This is a genomic window from Haliscomenobacter sp. (assembly GCF_033763495.1).
GTDB lineage: Bacteria > Bacteroidota > Bacteroidia > Chitinophagales > Saprospiraceae > Haliscomenobacter.
On record NZ_JANRKL010000166.1, the window covers coordinates 1 to 16,787 of the forward strand.

Annotated in this window: 17 protein-coding genes; 11 read left to right on the forward strand and 6 right to left on the reverse strand. The window is 45.4% G+C overall.

Annotation, left to right across the window (positions count from 1 at the left end; translation table 11 throughout):
• Nucleotides 1-90 precede the first annotated feature (90 nt).
• Entirely contained in the window at nt 91-678 is a 588-nt protein-coding gene (locus SFV55_RS17535; RefSeq protein WP_320030832.1) for a hypothetical protein, read from the reverse strand.
• A 173-nt stretch (nt 679-851) separates the two neighbouring features.
• On the opposite strand from SFV55_RS17535, the gene SFV55_RS17540 reads away from it, so the two are divergent.
• Entirely contained in the window at nt 852-2,621 is a 1,770-nt protein-coding gene (locus tag SFV55_RS17540) for a hypothetical protein (protein ID WP_320030833.1), read from the forward strand.
• Between the two features lie 69 nt (nt 2,622-2,690).
• Here the strand turns inward: SFV55_RS17540 and thiL are convergent, their stop codons facing one another.
• The 3 genes from thiL to SFV55_RS17555 all read right to left on the reverse strand — a co-directional run bounded on the left by thiL (nt 2,691) and on the right by SFV55_RS17555 (nt 5,746).
• Entirely contained in the window at nt 2,691-3,728 is a 1,038-nt protein-coding gene (thiL, locus tag SFV55_RS17545; RefSeq protein WP_413776719.1) for a thiamine-phosphate kinase, read from the reverse strand.
• A 225-nt stretch (nt 3,729-3,953) separates the two neighbouring features.
• Nucleotides 3,954-5,129, reverse strand: a complete 1,176-nt coding sequence (locus SFV55_RS17550) for a thioredoxin family protein (RefSeq protein ID WP_320030835.1) — start codon at nt 5,127-5,129, stop codon at nt 3,954-3,956.
• 62 nt (nt 5,130-5,191) lie between these two features.
• Nucleotides 5,192-5,746, reverse strand: coding sequence for a tetratricopeptide repeat protein (locus SFV55_RS17555; RefSeq protein ID WP_320030836.1), 555 nt, complete (start codon nt 5,744-5,746; stop codon nt 5,192-5,194).
• 155 nt (nt 5,747-5,901) lie between these two features.
• On the opposite strand from SFV55_RS17555, the gene SFV55_RS17560 reads away from it, so the two are divergent.
• The 6 genes from SFV55_RS17560 (at nt 5,902) to SFV55_RS17585 (ending at nt 10,962) form a co-directional block, all read left to right on the forward strand.
• The gene (locus tag SFV55_RS17560) at nt 5,902-7,284 is read left to right on the forward strand and encodes a DUF1800 domain-containing protein (RefSeq protein ID WP_320030837.1); all 1,383 of its coding nucleotides are present in this window, start codon (nt 5,902-5,904) and stop codon (nt 7,282-7,284) included.
• Between the two features lie 90 nt (nt 7,285-7,374).
• Entirely contained in the window at nt 7,375-8,571 is a 1,197-nt protein-coding gene (locus tag SFV55_RS17565) for a DUF1501 domain-containing protein (protein WP_320030838.1), read from the forward strand.
• A 180-nt stretch (nt 8,572-8,751) separates the two neighbouring features.
• Nucleotides 8,752-9,105 (forward strand): hypothetical protein, encoded by a 354-nt coding sequence (locus SFV55_RS17570; RefSeq protein ID WP_320030839.1) that lies wholly within the window; start codon nt 8,752-8,754, stop codon nt 9,103-9,105.
• 107 nt (nt 9,106-9,212) lie between these two features.
• Entirely contained in the window at nt 9,213-9,476 is a 264-nt protein-coding gene (locus SFV55_RS17575; RefSeq protein ID WP_320030840.1) for a hypothetical protein, read from the forward strand.
• 302 nt (nt 9,477-9,778) lie between these two features.
• On the forward strand, nt 9,779-10,228 hold the full coding sequence (locus tag SFV55_RS17580; RefSeq protein ID WP_320030841.1) for a hypothetical protein: 450 nt from the start codon (nt 9,779-9,781) through the stop codon (nt 10,226-10,228).
• Nucleotides 10,229-10,296: 68 nt separating this feature from the next.
• Nucleotides 10,297-10,962: a suppressor of fused domain protein gene (locus tag SFV55_RS17585; protein WP_320030842.1), complete on the forward strand. Its 666-nt coding sequence runs from the start codon at nt 10,297-10,299 to the stop codon at nt 10,960-10,962.
• Between the two features lie 83 nt (nt 10,963-11,045).
• Here SFV55_RS17585 and SFV55_RS17590 read toward each other — a convergent pair whose 3' ends face one another.
• On the reverse strand, nt 11,046-11,771 hold the full coding sequence (locus SFV55_RS17590; protein ID WP_320030843.1) for a porin family protein: 726 nt from the start codon (nt 11,769-11,771) through the stop codon (nt 11,046-11,048).
• 137 nt (nt 11,772-11,908) lie between these two features.
• Here SFV55_RS17590 and SFV55_RS17595 point away from each other — a divergent pair, with 137 nt between their 5' ends.
• From SFV55_RS17595 to SFV55_RS17605, 3 genes are all read left to right on the forward strand, one after another.
• On the forward strand, nt 11,909-12,955 hold the full coding sequence (locus SFV55_RS17595; protein ID WP_320030844.1) for a hypothetical protein: 1,047 nt from the start codon (nt 11,909-11,911) through the stop codon (nt 12,953-12,955).
• A gap of 11 nt (nt 12,956-12,966) precedes the next feature.
• Nucleotides 12,967-13,917 (forward strand): isopenicillin N synthase family dioxygenase, encoded by a 951-nt coding sequence (locus SFV55_RS17600; RefSeq protein WP_320030845.1) that lies wholly within the window; start codon nt 12,967-12,969, stop codon nt 13,915-13,917.
• Between the two features lie 178 nt (nt 13,918-14,095).
• A complete protein-coding gene (locus tag SFV55_RS17605) occupies nt 14,096-14,332 on the forward strand; it encodes a twin-arginine translocase TatA/TatE family subunit (protein ID WP_320030846.1) in 237 nt (78 codons plus the stop codon).
• Nucleotides 14,333-14,431: 99 nt separating this feature from the next.
• Here the strand turns inward: SFV55_RS17605 and SFV55_RS17610 are convergent, their stop codons facing one another.
• Nucleotides 14,432-16,129, reverse strand: a complete 1,698-nt coding sequence (locus tag SFV55_RS17610) for a DUF6029 family protein (RefSeq protein WP_320030847.1) — start codon at nt 16,127-16,129, stop codon at nt 14,432-14,434.
• Between the two features lie 110 nt (nt 16,130-16,239).
• On the opposite strand from SFV55_RS17610, the gene SFV55_RS17615 reads away from it, so the two are divergent.
• Complete coding sequence (locus SFV55_RS17615) at nt 16,240-16,743, forward strand: TlpA disulfide reductase family protein (RefSeq protein ID WP_320030848.1); 504 nt, start codon at nt 16,240-16,242, stop codon at nt 16,741-16,743.
• The last annotated feature ends 44 nt before the right edge of the window (nt 16,744-16,787 follow it).

The following is a 16,787-nucleotide window of genomic DNA, read 5'->3' on the forward strand; positions in this document are numbered from 1 at the left end:
TTGGCCCCGCCCCCCAGTATATCCCACACCCCCCCTAACAATAGCCCCCCGCCACCCCCAACTACTCAACCCCTCAACTTCTCAACTTTTTTACCACCAAGAACTTCCCCAAGAATACCCAAACCGCAATTGCAACTGCGCAAAAGGTTTCGATACGTCACTGCTTTGTAGCCCGCCGCCATCTACATCACTCACCAGGCGGTAACCGCCCTCGGCACCAATCCGGAACCAGCGGAACACATTCACTTCCAGGCCCACAGCGGGTTGAAGCACAAATACACGATCACGGCTGAAGGAGTTGTTGTCATCAAATTCAATGCGGCCACCACCGATTACGGCACTCATGTAAGGGTGCAGCACTTTAGTAGTGGCTGGCGCGTAACCCAGGAGCAATCCACGGTGACGTAGGTCGTACACGCCATTTTCGGTAGGCAGCGGATAGCTGTCCTTCATGCGTTGCCAGGACCAACCTAGCATTAGAGAGCGGCCAAATTCAAAGGCAAAATTCCCTCCGGAAAAATACTCAGTATCGTCCTCAAGGAAAGTAAAGTTGTGGCTATCCGTAAACCAAAAACCAGTCAAATCCAATCGGGTTTGATTGAAAAGGGTTTCTTCACGCTGGGCGTACATTGCTCCTGCGGCAAAAAGGCCCAAAGTCAGGATCAGTATTTTTTTCATTGCTTGCTTGTTTGGAAGTAAGATGCAAGAAGATGGGGGATACCCCTATTTGATGGAAGACTATTGAAAGTCTGGCGATTTTTAACTAATTTTCAACTCGGTTTAATCTGTCTTTTAAATAATCACAATGAAGTACTAATACATCTATTACATAACCCAAAAAGATTTCACTTATGGACGTTAAACCCCCTATCATTAATTGCCATTCACATGTATTCACAGGTGATCATGTCCCTCCTTACCTAGCCAAAACTTTTGTGCCCTGGCCATTCTATTACTTCCTTCCACTTAGTTTGGTGGTTTCTTTATTCCGGATGTGGTATAACCATATTAATGAGTGGAAACATAAAGCCTGGTGGGTAAAAATCCATCAAATCTTGTTTAGGCTAAAAATACTTGGCGATCGAAATTTACTGGCCAAAGGGTTGATTTTTTTGTTTGGGCTAATGATTACCATTCATGCTTTCTTTATTCTCTATGATGGATTCGTCCTGATCATCAAACCACAAGCTAATTACAACGATATTGTTAATGCCTTACGAAAATGGTTATTGGATTATAATTTGCTGTACATACCCAAATCACTCTTACTTAAATCACTATTGGTTTTGATTGTTTTTATTTTTTTTAAACTGGGGAGGAACTTCATTTTTTTTATTTTGAAAAAAATATGGGCTTTTTTGGGCATTCTTCCTGGCTCCGATAGTAAAGCTTTGGCAAAACGCTATCTAAACATTGGGCGTTATGCCTTTTATAAAGAGCAATATAAGGTTTTTAATCGCTTAAAAAAGCAGTATCCGACAGGGGCTGGTTTTGTATTGTTGCCAATGGATATGGAATTCATGGGAGCTGGCAGTTTAAAAGAAGCAAATAATTATGCCGCCCAAATGGAAGGTTTACTCAGGATTAAAAAAAACCATAAGGATAGTGTTTTCCCTTTTGTTTTTATAGATCCTCGTCGGTTGAAAAAGGAAGAAGCTAAACATTTCGACTATGAGGTACAGAATGGCAAAGTCATCCTTAAAGATTGTTTCATCAAAGAATACATTGAAAAACACGGTTTTAGTGGTTTTAAGATTTATCCTTCTCTTGGCTATTATCCCTTCGATGAAGTGTTATTGCCCCTTTGGAAATATGCGGCTGATAATGATTTGCCAATTTTAACTCATTGCATTCGAGGAACAATTTTTTACCGGGGAAAAAAGGAAAAACAGTGGGATAAACACCCAGTCTTCAAGCAATGTCCGAGTAAAGGCATTGAAGAAGCTTTGGACTTGTTGGAAATAAAAAATAAAGACTTTGTCAACAATTTTACGCATCCCCTCAATTATCTATGTTTATTGGATGAGCGGTTTTTAAGGCAACTGATTGCTAAAAGTAAGGATAAGCGTATTCATGATCTCTTTGGTTACCAAGAAGATGAACCCAATTTAAAACAGAATCTTCGTGAATTAAAATTATGCTTTGGGCATTATGGAGGTGATGACGAATGGAAGCGTTTCATGGAACAGGACAGAGGGAATTACGGCCATCAAATGATTCAATACCCTTCAAAGGGGATTGATTTTTCGGCCGAGGAGGAAAAGCATGAAGATGATGAAGCATTGGAAAAGAGACAGGATAAGTTGGCTCAAATATGGAGAAGTGCCGATTGGTATTCTATCATTAGTAGTCTGATGTTACAATTTCCAAATGTCTACGCCGATCTGAGTTATATTTTGTACAATCCCCAGATTCAACCTTTGCTCAAACAAACTTTGCTCAACCCAGGCCTAAAATCTAGGGTGTTATTTGGAACTGATTTTTATGTTGTACGCAACCACCTGTCGGATAAAAATATCCTTGCTGATCTTATGGATCAACTGTCGGAAAGCGAATTTGACCAGATTGCAAGATTTAACCCTAGTGCATTTTTGAATAATACCGTTTGGTCAAACCGTTAAGAAATTTGATCCATTTCGCATGGATAGGACAACTAAGAAAATAGGCATTTTGGTAAATTAGTTGGTACTTTACAAGTGCTGCCAGCCCTGAGCTTTTAATGGATGAATGTTGCCACCTTTGGTATGTAGTTTCAAACCATCCTTTGCCTCCACAATTTCACCCGCAATGTAGATATCCGGCAAGAAGCGGATTTTATCCACATCTTTCGGATTGATGGTGAAGAGCAATTCATAATCCTCACCGCCATTCAGGGCGCAAGTAGCTGGGTCAAGCCCGAATTTGATGGCCTGCATTTGGGTATCAGGATGGATGGGGATGCCCGACTCTTCCAGGTAAGCACCTACGCCCGACTGCGTACAGATATGAAACAACTCCGAAGCCAAGCCATCTGAAATGTCAATCATCGCGGTAGGCACCAGTTGATTTTTTTCAAACATCTCAATCACATCCTTGCGCGCCTCTGGCTTCAGTTGGCGCCCGATGATGTAATCCTGTGCTTCTAAATCGGGCTGGACGCCAGGGGTATCCAGGAAAATTTGTTTTTCCCGCTCCAGTATTTGCAAACCCAGATAGGCTGCTCCCAGGTCGCCAGTGACACAAATGAGGTCGCCTACTTTGGCGGTATTGCGGTAGACTAATTTCTCAGCGGTACCCTGGCCAATGGCGGTAATGGACAAAATCAGGCCCTTGTTGGACGAGCTGGTATCGCCCCCCACGAGGTCTACCCCATAGTGCTTGCAGGCCAGGCGCATGCCCTCGTAAATCTCTTCCACTGCTTCCAGGGAGAAGCGATTGGACAAGGCAATGCTGACCGTCACCTGCTTGGGTTGGGCATTCATGGCGTAAATGTCCGAGAGGTTGACGGTGATGGATTTGTAGCCCAGGTGTTTGAGCGGAGTGTACATCAAGTCAAAGTGGATGCCTTCGACGAGCATGTCGGTAGAAACTACGGTCAGATAGCCGGTGTTGTCAATCACAGCGGCATCGTCGCCTACTCCTTTCAGAGAAGAGGCATTTTCCAGGGGAAACTGACGGGTCAAATGGTCAATCAGGCCGAATTCGCCTAAAGTGCCAATATCGGTACGTGGTACTTGTTGATCTTGCATGAAGTTGATTAGCTGGTTCAAAACTGGGTTTAGGTGGTTTGGCTGGTTGGTTTAGCTGGTACAAGTCTCCAGACTTGTACCAATATTTTCGCGTCTCTGACGCATGAGCAACGCGAAAATACTGAGCAAACACACGTCAGAGACGTGTCAATAATGGTACAAGTCTCCAGACTTGTACCAGCTGGAGACTTGTACCAGCGCCAGTTGCCTTTTCAAGAGTTTGCTTTAGGGCGCGGACAATTTGTCAAAAACCATTTTTGCCCGCTGCATACTTTCTTCCCCTTCTTTCTCAGCCAGTTTCAATGCTTTGGCAGCGGCTGCTTTGGCTTCGGCCAGTTTACCTTTGGTCAGCAGCAGGTCGGCATAACTGAGGGTGTAAATGGACTGATCGCTTTTTTCAGAAGCTGTTTTCATCAAGTCGATGGCAATATCCAGGGCATCCGCCTGCTCGGCACTCCGCTTTTTCAAATCGAAAGCAATGGTACGCATTTCGGTGACTGGTTCACTCTCGGCAGCTTTAGCATAAGCTTTGGCGGCTTTCAGGTAATCTTTATCATTTTCCTGTTTGTTGGCCATTTCCATGTCCATCCGGGCAGAAAATGCGGCGGCGCGTCCAGGAAGGTAGCTTTGCATTTTTTTCTTGGCCTCTTTCAGCAATTCATCGTTTTGCATGGTAATGGCCTTCTGCGCAGTGGCTTTGCAGGCACCGTAAATTTTGGCATTTACCGCATCTTCTCCGCCTACCAGGGCAGCAATTTCCTTGCGTTGTTGTACCAGCAGCTCAAAAGCTTTACTGTCTGCTTCGGAGGTGCCTTCGAAGATGATTTTGCGGCTCAATTCGGAGTTCAGGTCTTTTTGGGTCCGCAAATAATCGTTGACAATGCGGGGATTGGGTTTGCCATTCCGCGCCATGGAGCGCACGTATTTGTACACCAGTTCGGGGCTGCGGTCTCCTTTTTCGTAAGCCTCTGCATAAGCCTCGGTATTTTCTACCCGACCAAGGGCACTTTTGCCTTCCTTGATGAAATCTTCCACTTGTTTGGCACCCACTACTTTTTTGATCACTTTACCATCGTTGCCGATGAAAAGCAAGGTAGGATAGGCCGAAACGGGGTAGGTTTTTTGAAATTTTTCCCCCTCTGGCTTTTCCATGTCAATCTTCATGCTGATGAAGTTTTCATTAAAAAAAGCGCCCACATCAGCATGGGTAAACACGTCTTTGGACATCATTTTGCAGGGGCCGCACCAAGTGGTGTAGGCGTCTACAAAAATGGGTTTTTCCTGCTTTTTGGCTTCAGCCAGGGCTTCTACCCAGGTGCCGTGGAAAAACTCAATGCCTTGCGCCGCTACAAAACCGATCAGGGCGAAAAAAACGACCAGAGTGGAGCATATCTTCTTCATAGGAATGATTTTTAATTTCACAGGTTCCAGTTTTTAAGCCTTTACCCGTGCTGTATACAAAACTATTGTTGCTGTTGTTCAAATTGTTCGATCAGTTCCTGATCAGTGATTCCTTTTTTGAGGTTCTCGATCAAAGCTCTGGCATCGTCAGCCATCGGATGTTCGGGATGTTTTGCCAAAAATACCTCATAATACCGAATGGCTTGTTTTCGATCTTGCAAGTCATTCTCCGACACAAAGCCCTGCATGAATAAAGCCTCAGGGCTGCGCTGGTAATTTTTGAATTTTGTATCAATCGTACCCCAAAGATCAATGGCCTCGGCCCATTTCCCGCTGGCGTGGCGCAACTCCGCAGCTTTGAACAAATATAAAGGTGCGAGGGAGTCTTGAGGAAAACGTTCGGCCAGGGTCTTTGCATTTTGTACAAAGGTATTTATTTTGGTGGTATCCAGGGTGGTTCCAATACTTTCGCGCAGTTGGCTTTCCAATTGGCCCAGGGTACTGACGAGTTGGGCCTCGGTGGCAGTTTCTACTCCCTTGGGCTTGGAGCTGCATGCCCAAAGCAAAATCGTAGCACCTAATATTGTGTAGCAAAATGATCGTCTCAATGTCTTCATGTCATCTACGTTGGAACAAGTACAAAATTACACGTGATTTTGTAAGGAATGTTGAATTTTTTTATGCTTGTCATTTTTAACACCACTTTAAGATTTTTGGATTAAACCCTGTATCTTATCCGACGTCAAAACCATCACAAATACAAATTGCGGACATGGAAAAAATAAAACACCTCTATTGGCGCGCGGGTTTTGGCCTCAGCCCCACAGAGTGGCAACAAAAAAAGGACTGGCCCATCAGCAAGGCCATCGATGAGTTGTTCGCGCAAGCTCGCCAGGCGCAAGTGAGTCTACCCGTTGCAGAAATGGGCCTGCCCGAAGACATGGAAAAAAGGCGGGAAAACCGCGAACTGTTCGAACAAATGCTGCGGGAAGAAAAACGCCGCATTTTTGAATACAATGTCAATTGGGTCAATCGTATGGCCAACCCCAAAGAAAGTGCCCTACTGGAACGGATGACCTTCTTTTGGCATGGCCACTTTGCCTGCAAGCCCGATTTTGGCAAACTGGGCATCCAATACCTGAATACCCTGCGCAAACACGCCCTAGGCAATTTCCGCGACATGGTGCTGGCCATTGCCCAAGACCCCGCCATGATTCGCTACCTGAATAACCAACAAAACCGCAAGGAAAAACCCAATGAAAACTTCGCCCGCGAATTGATGGAACTCTTCACCCTGGGGCGTGGCAATTACACCGAAAAGGACATCAAAGAAGCGGCCCGGGCTTTTACCGGCTGGTCCAGCGATTTGCGTGGCGACTACATCTTCCGCCCCATGTGGCACGATTACGGCAGCAAAACCTTTTTTGGCAAAACAGGCACGTTTGATGGCAAAGACATCATCAACATCATCCTGGAAAAGCCCCAAACTGCCCAGTTCATCGTGCGCAAAATTTATAAACATTTTGTCAACGATCAAGTGGATGAAACCCTGGTCAGTGCCCTTAGCAAGCAGTTTTTCCAGTCAGGCTACGACATTGGCAAGTTGATGCAGAGCATTTTCAGCAGCGATTGGTTTTATGCGGCCCAAAATAGGGGCAACCGCATCAAGTCGCCGATTGAGTTCACCGCAGGGTTGATGCGTAGCGTGGAGCTGAAGTTCGAGCAACCATTGGGCATGCTGTTTATCCAACGGGCTTTGGGGCAAATTCTTTTCAATCCCCCCAATGTGGCTGGTTGGCCAGGAGGTAAAACCTGGATCGACAATTCTACCCTGATGTTGCGCCTAAATTTGCCGGGTTATTTGTTCAATTCAACCGAATTCAGCTTGCGTACCAAAGGTGAGTTTGAGGACGAAGCCCGCGAAAAAGGCAATCGCCGACTGAGCAACACCATCAACCTCCAGCCATTAAGTGCCGGCATCAAAGGCAACAGCAGCAACGAAATTGCTACAGAATTGGCCAAATACCTATTGCTGACGCCCACGGCATTGCCGATTGAAACCTACACCAAAGAATTGCCTGCTACCGACCGCGAAACCATCATTCGCCAAATGACCACGCGTCTGATGACTTTGCCGGAATATCAAATGTGCTAATAAAAGTTGAGGAGTTGAGAAGTTTAGGTGTTTAGGCTACTGCGAGCGACACTCAACTTCTCAACTCCTCAACCCCTCAACTTTATAAAAATGAAAAGAAGAAACTTCCTGAAGCAGTCGGCGTTGGCCAGTACAGCCATGATGATTCCGGCCTTCCTCAACGATATTTCCTTTGGCCAATTGATGGCCCGGCGGGCGGGTAAAGTGTTGGTAGTGGTGCAGTTTTCGGGCGGCAACGACGGCCTCAACACCATTGTCCCTTACCAAAACGACCTGTATTACCAAAACCGGCCTAATCTCGCAATCCCAAAAACCGAAGTGCTGAAGGTGAGCGACGAGTTGGGGTTCAATCCCGCGCTGCAAGCTCTGCAAGGTTTGTACGATGAGGGGGTGATGAGCATTGTCAACAGTGTGGGATACCCCAACCCCGATCGTTCGCACTTCCGCTCCATGGACATTTGGCACACCGCCAGCGAAAGCACCGAGTACCTGAACAGTGGTTGGTTGGGGCGTTACCTCGACAGCAATTGTGCTGGTTGTGCGTCTCCTTATCAGGCCATCGAGCTAGACGACACTTTGAGTTTGGCGCTTAAGGGTGAAAAACGCCGTGGTTTCGCCATGAGTGACCCCGCCCAACTCAAACGGACGACCGACAACAAAATCCTGCAAGCCGTGGGAAAAACCCCAAGTACGGCCCACCACGAAGAAAATGTGGCTTATTTGTACAAAACCCTGGTGGACACCCAATCTTCGGCGGACTATTTGTTCGAAAAATCCAAGGTGTATCGCTCTACGGTGGCTTATCCGCAGAGTGAATTTGCCAAGGACCTGAAGATGATCTCCCAATTGATCACTGCCGATACGGATACGCGCATTTATTACGCCAGCCTGACCGGATTTGATACCCACGCCAATCAGCGCAACCGTCAGGAACGCCTGCTCCAGCAATACGCGGAGGCCATGAAGGCTTTTGTACAAGACCTCAAGCAGAACAACCTGCTGAATGATGTTTTGATCATGACCTTCTCGGAATTTGGCCGCCGGGTCAAACAAAATGCCAGTGCAGGTACCGATCATGGCACCGCCAACAACCTCTTCCTGATGGGCGGAAACCTGAAAAAAGCAGGCTTTTTCAACGGCCCTGCCGACCTGAAAAACCTGGATGACGGGGACTTGAAATACCAGGTGGACTTCCGGGATATTTACACAACCGTGCTCAATCGTTGGCTGGATGCGCCAGCGCCCCAAATTTTGGGTCAGTCCTTTAAGGGTTTGGAACTTGTTTAGGAACGGAAATGAAATAAAGTAAACAAGTTGACCGAGTTATTTTTTGATTTGGCAAGGCGCGAGGAAGGCGCATAGCCAGCCTACGCAACTGACGAGTAACGCAGCAAAATCAAAAAAGAGCCGGTCAAGTGTTTACTTTATTTTATTTCCGTTCCTTAATCTTTAAAATACATATAAACCATGAAGTTTTTAAAAATCAGCTTCTTTGCCTGTTTGTTTTTGTTTGCACTGAATTTGAGTGCTCAACGCCCGGGAGGAGGCCCCGGTCAATTGCCGAATCTTGACTCGATGCGGGTCAAACTCAGCCTGAGTGCCGACCAGGAAACCAAGATTAAATCGGTAATCAGCACTTACCGCCCCAAACTTAAAGAGGCTCGGGACAGCAATACCGAACAAACTGCACGGCGTGAGGCGATGGCACCGCTGTTACAATCCATGCAAGAAGAAATTCGTCTGGTGTTGAACGATGAGCAAAAAGCGAAGCTGGACGCGATGAAGGCGAATCGGCCAAAGAAGGGGAAAAAGGCTAAATAATTGAGCAAAATGTAGGGTTTAAAAGAATTCAAACAAGTATGCTACAAGATTTGCTTGTTTGAATTAAAAATATTATGTTTGAATTCTTTTAAAAACCTACAAAAAAAATGAACACCAGGACGCTGTCGCCCCCCTCGGTTCAGCCTGAGCAGGAAACGCCTGAACAACCCAACCCAAAACCTCACCGAAGGCTCTGGTGGTTGCTTATTGTCGTCGTAGCCACTATTTATACGGCTTTCAATGTTGAAGACTTTGATTTTTTGATAGAAAAAGATGGGCAGTATGAGTTAGCGCCACATCGAAAGGAAAAGTTACAAAAGGAGTTGGCAGAATATGATGAAGCAGAGCAATATGTAATATATGCATCGTAAGCTGGCTATTATCCTTGTTATAGTTGTGGAAAACAAACACTGATTTACCTAGAAAAAGGTGAAGTATGGAAATATGGCTCGACACGCATGGGTAAAAATCGTAGGTATGGGAATGTGGGCATTCCTCTAGGTTTAGTCTACGCAACAGAATATATAGGAGATTTGACGACTTGTCAAAAGCTCGAAAAAATTAAAATTTACAACTATGCATTATTACCTGAAAATTTAAAAAGATCAACTCCTTTAATTCGACCGCCTGGCAATAAGGTTGATTTTTGATGAAAAACACTTAAATTGCAGTAATGAACAACCAAACAGTCATACAAAGACCTATTTACACTTCCAGTGCGTGTTGGCATGAAGTGCCTTTCGACAAGGTGCAGCTAACTTATGAGCTAGGAAGATTTTTGGATGAAAGAATCAATATCGAAGCTTTTGGCTCGGGATTGAAAGGTGTTTGGTTTGTTGCGTTGATTATGCTCCCAGAGCAGAAAAGACATACCAATGAAATTATTTTTCACCGAAAGGCTAAACTTTTGGAGATTTTCTGGCGGATGGATTATGAAAAAGTGATGGCTGCGACACTGCCAGAGTTCAAAGAATACTTGGCTAACTTTTTTATTGAAGTGTTCTATGTTGCAAGTGAGCAGAAAAAAATCAAAGAATTCGACATGGTTGGATTAATTGAAACATTGGCAAAATCAATTACTGATTGGTCGGCGAGTGAAAAAAGCGTGCCTCAAGCGCAGTAAAAAATACAACCCAATATTCTTTTAGGGATGAGAAAAAATAACTAGATCAACAATCCAATGATTTACGTATGTTGAATTTTTTTAAAAAATTGTTCGGTATAACCCACCAGCAAGCGGCAAAAGATTTTACTGAACAAGAATATGAAACGGATTATGAACTCAAATTACAAGGACTTGAAAATGTTTTGGGTAAAATGCACGACTTAGTTGGGCATGCAATCATTTCTTTCGCAGTCGGAGGTGCAGTTGATATGTATTATTTTCCCAATCACATCAAGGGTACAGGTTTTGCGACGATGGAACTTTTAGAACCAGATGGAACTGGCCCTTTGCCAAACAGGCATGGGACATATGAACTTGTGGCTTTCACCAAGCACAATTACGAACACAACAGTGATACGAAGACTCCTTTCAATTTTATTGAACGAAAAGTCTGTAGTTTTTTTACAACAATTGGATTTTATTCAAGAGAAGCTATTTTAAACCCAAATGAAACTTGTGAAATACCCAACGATGAAGGTGAAGAAAATACTTGTTTAATCTTTGATTTATATGAACCTGAAAACAAGAAATTTTACATTGGTGATAGGCAACATCATTTGCTGCTATGCATTCAAGTTTTTAGAAGCGAAATGGAATATGCTAGAAAAAATGGCATCGATAAACTATTTGATAAATTGAAACAAGCAGGACATTACCCTTATAGCGACCTAGATAGAGCCCCTGTCGTTTGATAAAACGATAAAATCGCTCGTGGATTCGAGAATTAAAGGATGGCTCTCCCATAAAACCCCGAACCCACGAACTTCAGATGCTCTTAAAAAATAATCCCCAACTTCAGCACTATCGCGCTCCCCGTTGCCTTGGAGTTTTCACGTTTGTTACCCGAAGGGTCAAAAACGGTGCCTTTGTCTTCAGTCAAATCGGTAAAACCCGATTGAAAGCCAATGCCCGCCACCAGGGAAGTCGTTTCAGCCAGGCTGTATTCAAGCCCACCATTCAAGCCCCAAAGCATGCTGATGCCGTTGATGTCTTTTTTGATGTTGATTTTTTCGGCATCGGAGCCGATGCCACGCCCTTCAATGCTACCCGTTGATTTTGATTTAAAGTTGAGGAACACCCCCGGTTCCAGAAAGTAACGCATGCGGCCAAATTCCCGCGTCCGCATTTTGACCAGCAGCGGAATTTCGATAAACTGCAAGCTATGCTTCAGTTTCACCCCGGCAGGCAAGCTATCCAAATCCGGGCCCAAATCCGACTGCACCCAATATTTTCCACCGTATTCATAAGTCAAGGACCCACCATGGTTGAACGCAAAGCCAATTCCGGTAGAAATAGCGTAGTTTTGGCGGAAGTACAATTCGGTCATCATCCCTAGTTTGAGTCCCAGGTTTGTACCGTTGCGGTTGATGTTTTTGTTGTCAGTGTTCATACCCGTGAAAGCGGGGCTTAGTTGAAATCCAAACCTTACATCTTCAAACTGGGCAGATAACTGCGTTAGCGCGATGCATAAAAATGCTGCTACTGCAATAATTTTTTTCATGTTTCGATTGTTTTGTGTTGGCTAGTTGGTTGAAGCGTTGAGATAAACGGCACTTCGGCTTCGCTCAGTGGCCGTTTATTTCAACGCCTCAACTACAAAATTAGATTCTCACCAATAAAAAAAAAGTCTAATCCGGTATGAGTTGGCAAAACGTTTTGATTTTACTCTGTGTATTAACGTTTTTTGCGGGTTGTAAGTCTGACAAAAGGGACGATTTACCAGATGTTTCCGGCATTTCCCCGGTAAAATTAACAATTCGCCGTTTTGAGCAAGACTTGTTCAAAATGGATACGAACAAACTGGCCGAAGAGTTGCCTTTCCTAAAGTCAAAATATGGCGAGTTTGCCACCATTTATTTTGACAACATTTTGGGCGCTACCTCCAAAGAAGTGGCCCCGGAGGGCGAAGTAGCCTTTGTCAAAGGTTTTATGACCCACCCTGCTGTGCGCCATTTGTACGATACTTGTCAGGTGATTTATCCCGATTTGCCCAAGGAAAGCATCGCGCAACTGGAAGAGGCATTCCGCTATTACAAGTATTATTTTCCCCAGCGGAAGGTCCCGACCCTGACTACCTTCATCTCCGAGTACTCCATCGGAAATTTTGTGTATGCCAACGACGACCTGGCCATTGGTCTCGATTTCTTTTTGGGTGAAAAATACCCCTACCTCAATTTCAACCCCGACAACCCCAATTTTTCACAGTACCTGACTCGTACTTTTAACAAAGAACACATTGCGGTCAAAACCCTCTGGCCACTGGTTACGGACATTGTAGGAGAAGCCCCTGCTGGTGAAACCCTGCTGGATCACATGATCCACAATGGCAAAAAAATGTACCTGCTCGACCATTTGTTGCCCTTCGTTGCCGATACAGCCAAAATGGAAGTTTCGACCAGCCAATGGAAATGGTTGAATGAAAACGAGAACAACATTTGGGCTTATTTTTTGCAACAAAACCTGTTGTACAACACGGAATGGCAAAAGATTCGCAAATTTGTAGAATACAGTCCCAATTCCCCCGGCATGCCCGCCGAAGCACCTGGTCGCACGGGAGATTGGCTGGGTTGGCAGATCATCAAAGCTTACATGGAACAAAATCCCGATACCCCACTGAAAGAACTATTCCGTTTGACGGATAGCCAAACGATTCTTAAACGGGCTCGTTATAAGCCTAAACTGTAATCAAAACCAATATGAAACGCGCAATTCCATTAGTTGACCTTTCCAAGTTTGTCAATGGTTCTGCAGCAGAACGAACTGCTTTTGTACAAGAGTTAGGCGATGCCTTCCACAACATTGGCTTTGTAGGCGTTGTCAATCACGGTATATCCAAAAACTTGATTGATGATTTTTACGCCGCTTCCAAACGTTTTTTCGCTCTTCCGGAAGAAACCAAAAGGAAGTACGAGGTCCCTGGCCTGGCTGGACAACGGGGGTATACCTCCTTTGGCAAAGAACACGCCAAGCAATCCAAAGTAGCCGATTTGAAAGAGTTTTTTCAAATCGGGCAAGAGGTACCTGAAGGCCATCCTTCCAAAGCAAAATACCCGGATAATGTACAAACGACAGAAGAACCAGCTTTTGCTCAATTGGGTTTCCAGTTGTATCGAGCTTTTGAAAGCACCGGAGCCCAATTGTTGAAAGCCATTGCCATTCACCTGAATCTGGGCGAAAGTTATTTTGAATCCCAGATCACCTACGGAAACAGCATCTTGCGTTCCATTTTTTACCCGCCCATTACCCAGGAGCCCGCTTCAGCTATCCGGGCTGAACAACACGAGGACATCAACCTGATCACCTTGTTGGTTGGCGCGTCTGCAGGGGGACTTGAACTGCTGAATAAAGAGGAAAAATGGATGGCCATTGTGCCAGAGGAGGACGAAATTGTGATCAATGTTGGGGATATGCTCCAGCGGTTGACCAACAATTACCTGAAGTCAACTACCCACCGGGTGGTCAATCCGCCACGGGAAGAGTGGCACCTGCCCCGTTTGTCGATTCCTTTCTTCCTCCACCCGGTCAGTGACATGGATTTGAGCTGTTTGCCATCCTGTGTGACTGCTGATAACCCGCTACATTATGAACCCATTACAGCGGGTGAGTACCTGGATGAAAGGTTGCGGGAAATTGGCTTAAAAAAATAAGTACTTAAAAAAATGCCCGGTTTACGTCAAAGTTCTGCCCGTTTCGCCATATTTTTTCTAGCGTTACTGCTTAAACCTTCGTACATTGCGGGCTGTCTAACATTAGAGCATCCCTCTGGGGTGCTTATCAAGGGTTTTCGAAAGAGAATCCATAGATCATTCAAAAAAAAAGATCGTCATGGGAACAATGATGTTGTTGTTTGCGCTTGGCGGATCGGAAGTCCTCTTGATTTTCTTCGCGATCCTGCTGTTGTTTGGTGGTAGAAAAATTCCAGAACTGATGCGTGGTATCGGCAAGGGGATTCGCGAATTCAACGCCGCCAAATCTACTATTGAGTCTGAATTGAAAGAAGGAATGCGTGAAGTTGACAACAAAGCGCAGCAACAGCCTTCAAATATCGAGGGACCAAAATAGTTTATGCGTTGAGAAGTTGAGGGGTTGAGAAGTTGAGGCTGCCGCAGCGGTTTAGACGCTAACTTGCCTAAACTTCTAAACTCCTCAACCCCTAAACTTTCAAAAGGTACTGGTCACCGCAAAACGAAACCCACTAAATGCCGGCTCCAAACGGCATATCCCACCTGTGCACACCACTCCTTCCACTTGTTTGATGTAACTCAATGAAAAACGGTTTGATTTGATGGTGTAAAACACGTCGAAGCGCGGGTAGTACAAGGCTTTACGTTTGCCATTTTCCACCGGGCTAGCCACTCCTGGCACTGCATTGAACATATTGGCCGCGGCGAAAGTCCAATGCGGGGCCAGGGTATATTCTGCCTGCAGCCAGGCCCAGGAACCAAAATCGGCACCCAATTCCACCCTCGGATCTTCTTGCATAAACAGGTATTGAGCTTCAATGCGCAACAATTTGCGCGGGGTGAATTTGTATTGGTATTCAAAAAACGGCGTGATGGTCCTTACCAGCGGCACATTGGGTTTTACTTCGAATACCTCCTGATTGTACTCCTGGCGCTGCACCCCGGCAATGATGGTGGTGTTGCGTTTGATCTTCAGGGTCATTTCTGCATAAATTTCCCGATACAGCAACTCATCCTCCAGGTTTTGGATGTTGGATACATTCACATTAAAACTCAGTTTTTTGCTGGGGGCATAGCGCAAATCCGCTTGGAAAGACAGTTCCCCCAATTCCTGGGTAGCTGCATTGTAACGCGAAGTCAAGCGATAGGTATTGGAGCGGGCCATCGGGGGGATGAAATTCAGCGTGCCCCGGTTCGCCTGTTCCTGTGGGCGGGTACGCCAGGAGAAGTTTTGGGTGCGTTTGCCCTCCAGGCTGAGGCCAAATTTTTCGCCTGCATAACTCAGGTTGGAGTAAAAAACCGTTCCCGCTTTTTGGATAAACCGATCCCCAGTGATGGTATCTCCCTTGATGATGGTTTCGGCAAAAGGGTCGTTTTGTGCGTCGGGGGTTTTATAGGCACCTTCAAAATACCAGGAGAAAGCTCCTTTACTCAGGGTATTGTAGCCAGTAAAAGCATAGGTATTGAATTTGGGCACAAAGACGTAGTCGGCGCCATAGGTATTCAACACCGACACTAATGAATTCATGGATTGATCATCCAAGGTGCGATTGACAATGCCAAATCCGGGTGCCAATGTCCAGGCATTTTCATCGTTTGAACTAACAAAACCATCCAAACTTACCCCTTTAATAATCGAGCGGTAACTGTCAAATTGCTGCCGCTGCTTGCCCGTAAACCCCTTGATTTTCCAGTTTTCTCCCAGGCTGTATTCCAGCCGCAGGCCAATCAGCGCATTGTCGATCAACAAAGGGCGTTCCTCAAACGCGCGGAAAATGATGCCGCTGCCAATTTGGTCGTAAATGTACCCCGCAGTAATGCCCAGTTGGTCTACCTGTTTTTTGATGAACCACATCCCAATTCCTTGACCAGAATAAGAATCGGTCGGATTGAGTAAATTAGAGTTGTTAAAAGCATCGAAGCGCAGGCCAAAATCAAAGCCCCAGTTGTTGTAGTTGAGGTTGAGCCAGGCTTCGGCGCCGTAAAGTTGGCGATCATATTGGGGCGTATTGGCCGCACCAATCAGGGAATCGCGGATGAAAAAGTTGGCGTTGGTTTGTAGGCTTCCAGAAATTTGTCCACCGTTGGAAGAAGGATTATCTTGCGCCACCATTTGTAAGGGCAAAAACGCGAGATACAGCATGATTACACTGAACGGAATACTTAAGCGGTTCATTTGGAATTGTCTTAGTGGTGACTTAATCAGGGATTTAGTGTAGTCAACTACTTAGCGTGCAGGATTAAGCAGCTATTTTTAAAGCATCAAACTTAATAAAATCAGATAGGATGAAATTGATGAAATACGGGATGTTCGCCGCCGCGACGCTTTTGACGATTGCACTCTCTGCGCAAAGCAGCAAAACATTGCCCGATGCCACGGTCAAAACCCTGGATGGCAAGAGTGTGCAGATCAAAAGTTATGTAGGAAAGGGCAAGATCACGATCCTGAGTTTTTGGGCCACCTGGTGCGCCCCCTGCAAGCGGGAGATGGACGCAATTACGGAAGTGTACGGCGACTGGAAAGACGAATACGATGTGCAGTTTTTGGCCGTCACCATTGATACCCAACGCGACCTGCCCAAAGTAAAACCCATGGTGACGACCAAAGGCTGGCCTTACATTTTCCTCAGTGACGCAGCCAATCAACTCAAAACCGCCCTCAATTTTCAAACCATCCCCCAAACTTATTTGATCGATCAAAAGGGGAACATCGTGTATGAGCACACGGGTTACAATCCAGGCGATGAACTGGATTTGGAGGAGAAGATCAAAAGTTTGGCAAAGAAGTGATTTAATTTTTGTTGGTTTGGTTCTAATGGAAAGATCAATTCCTT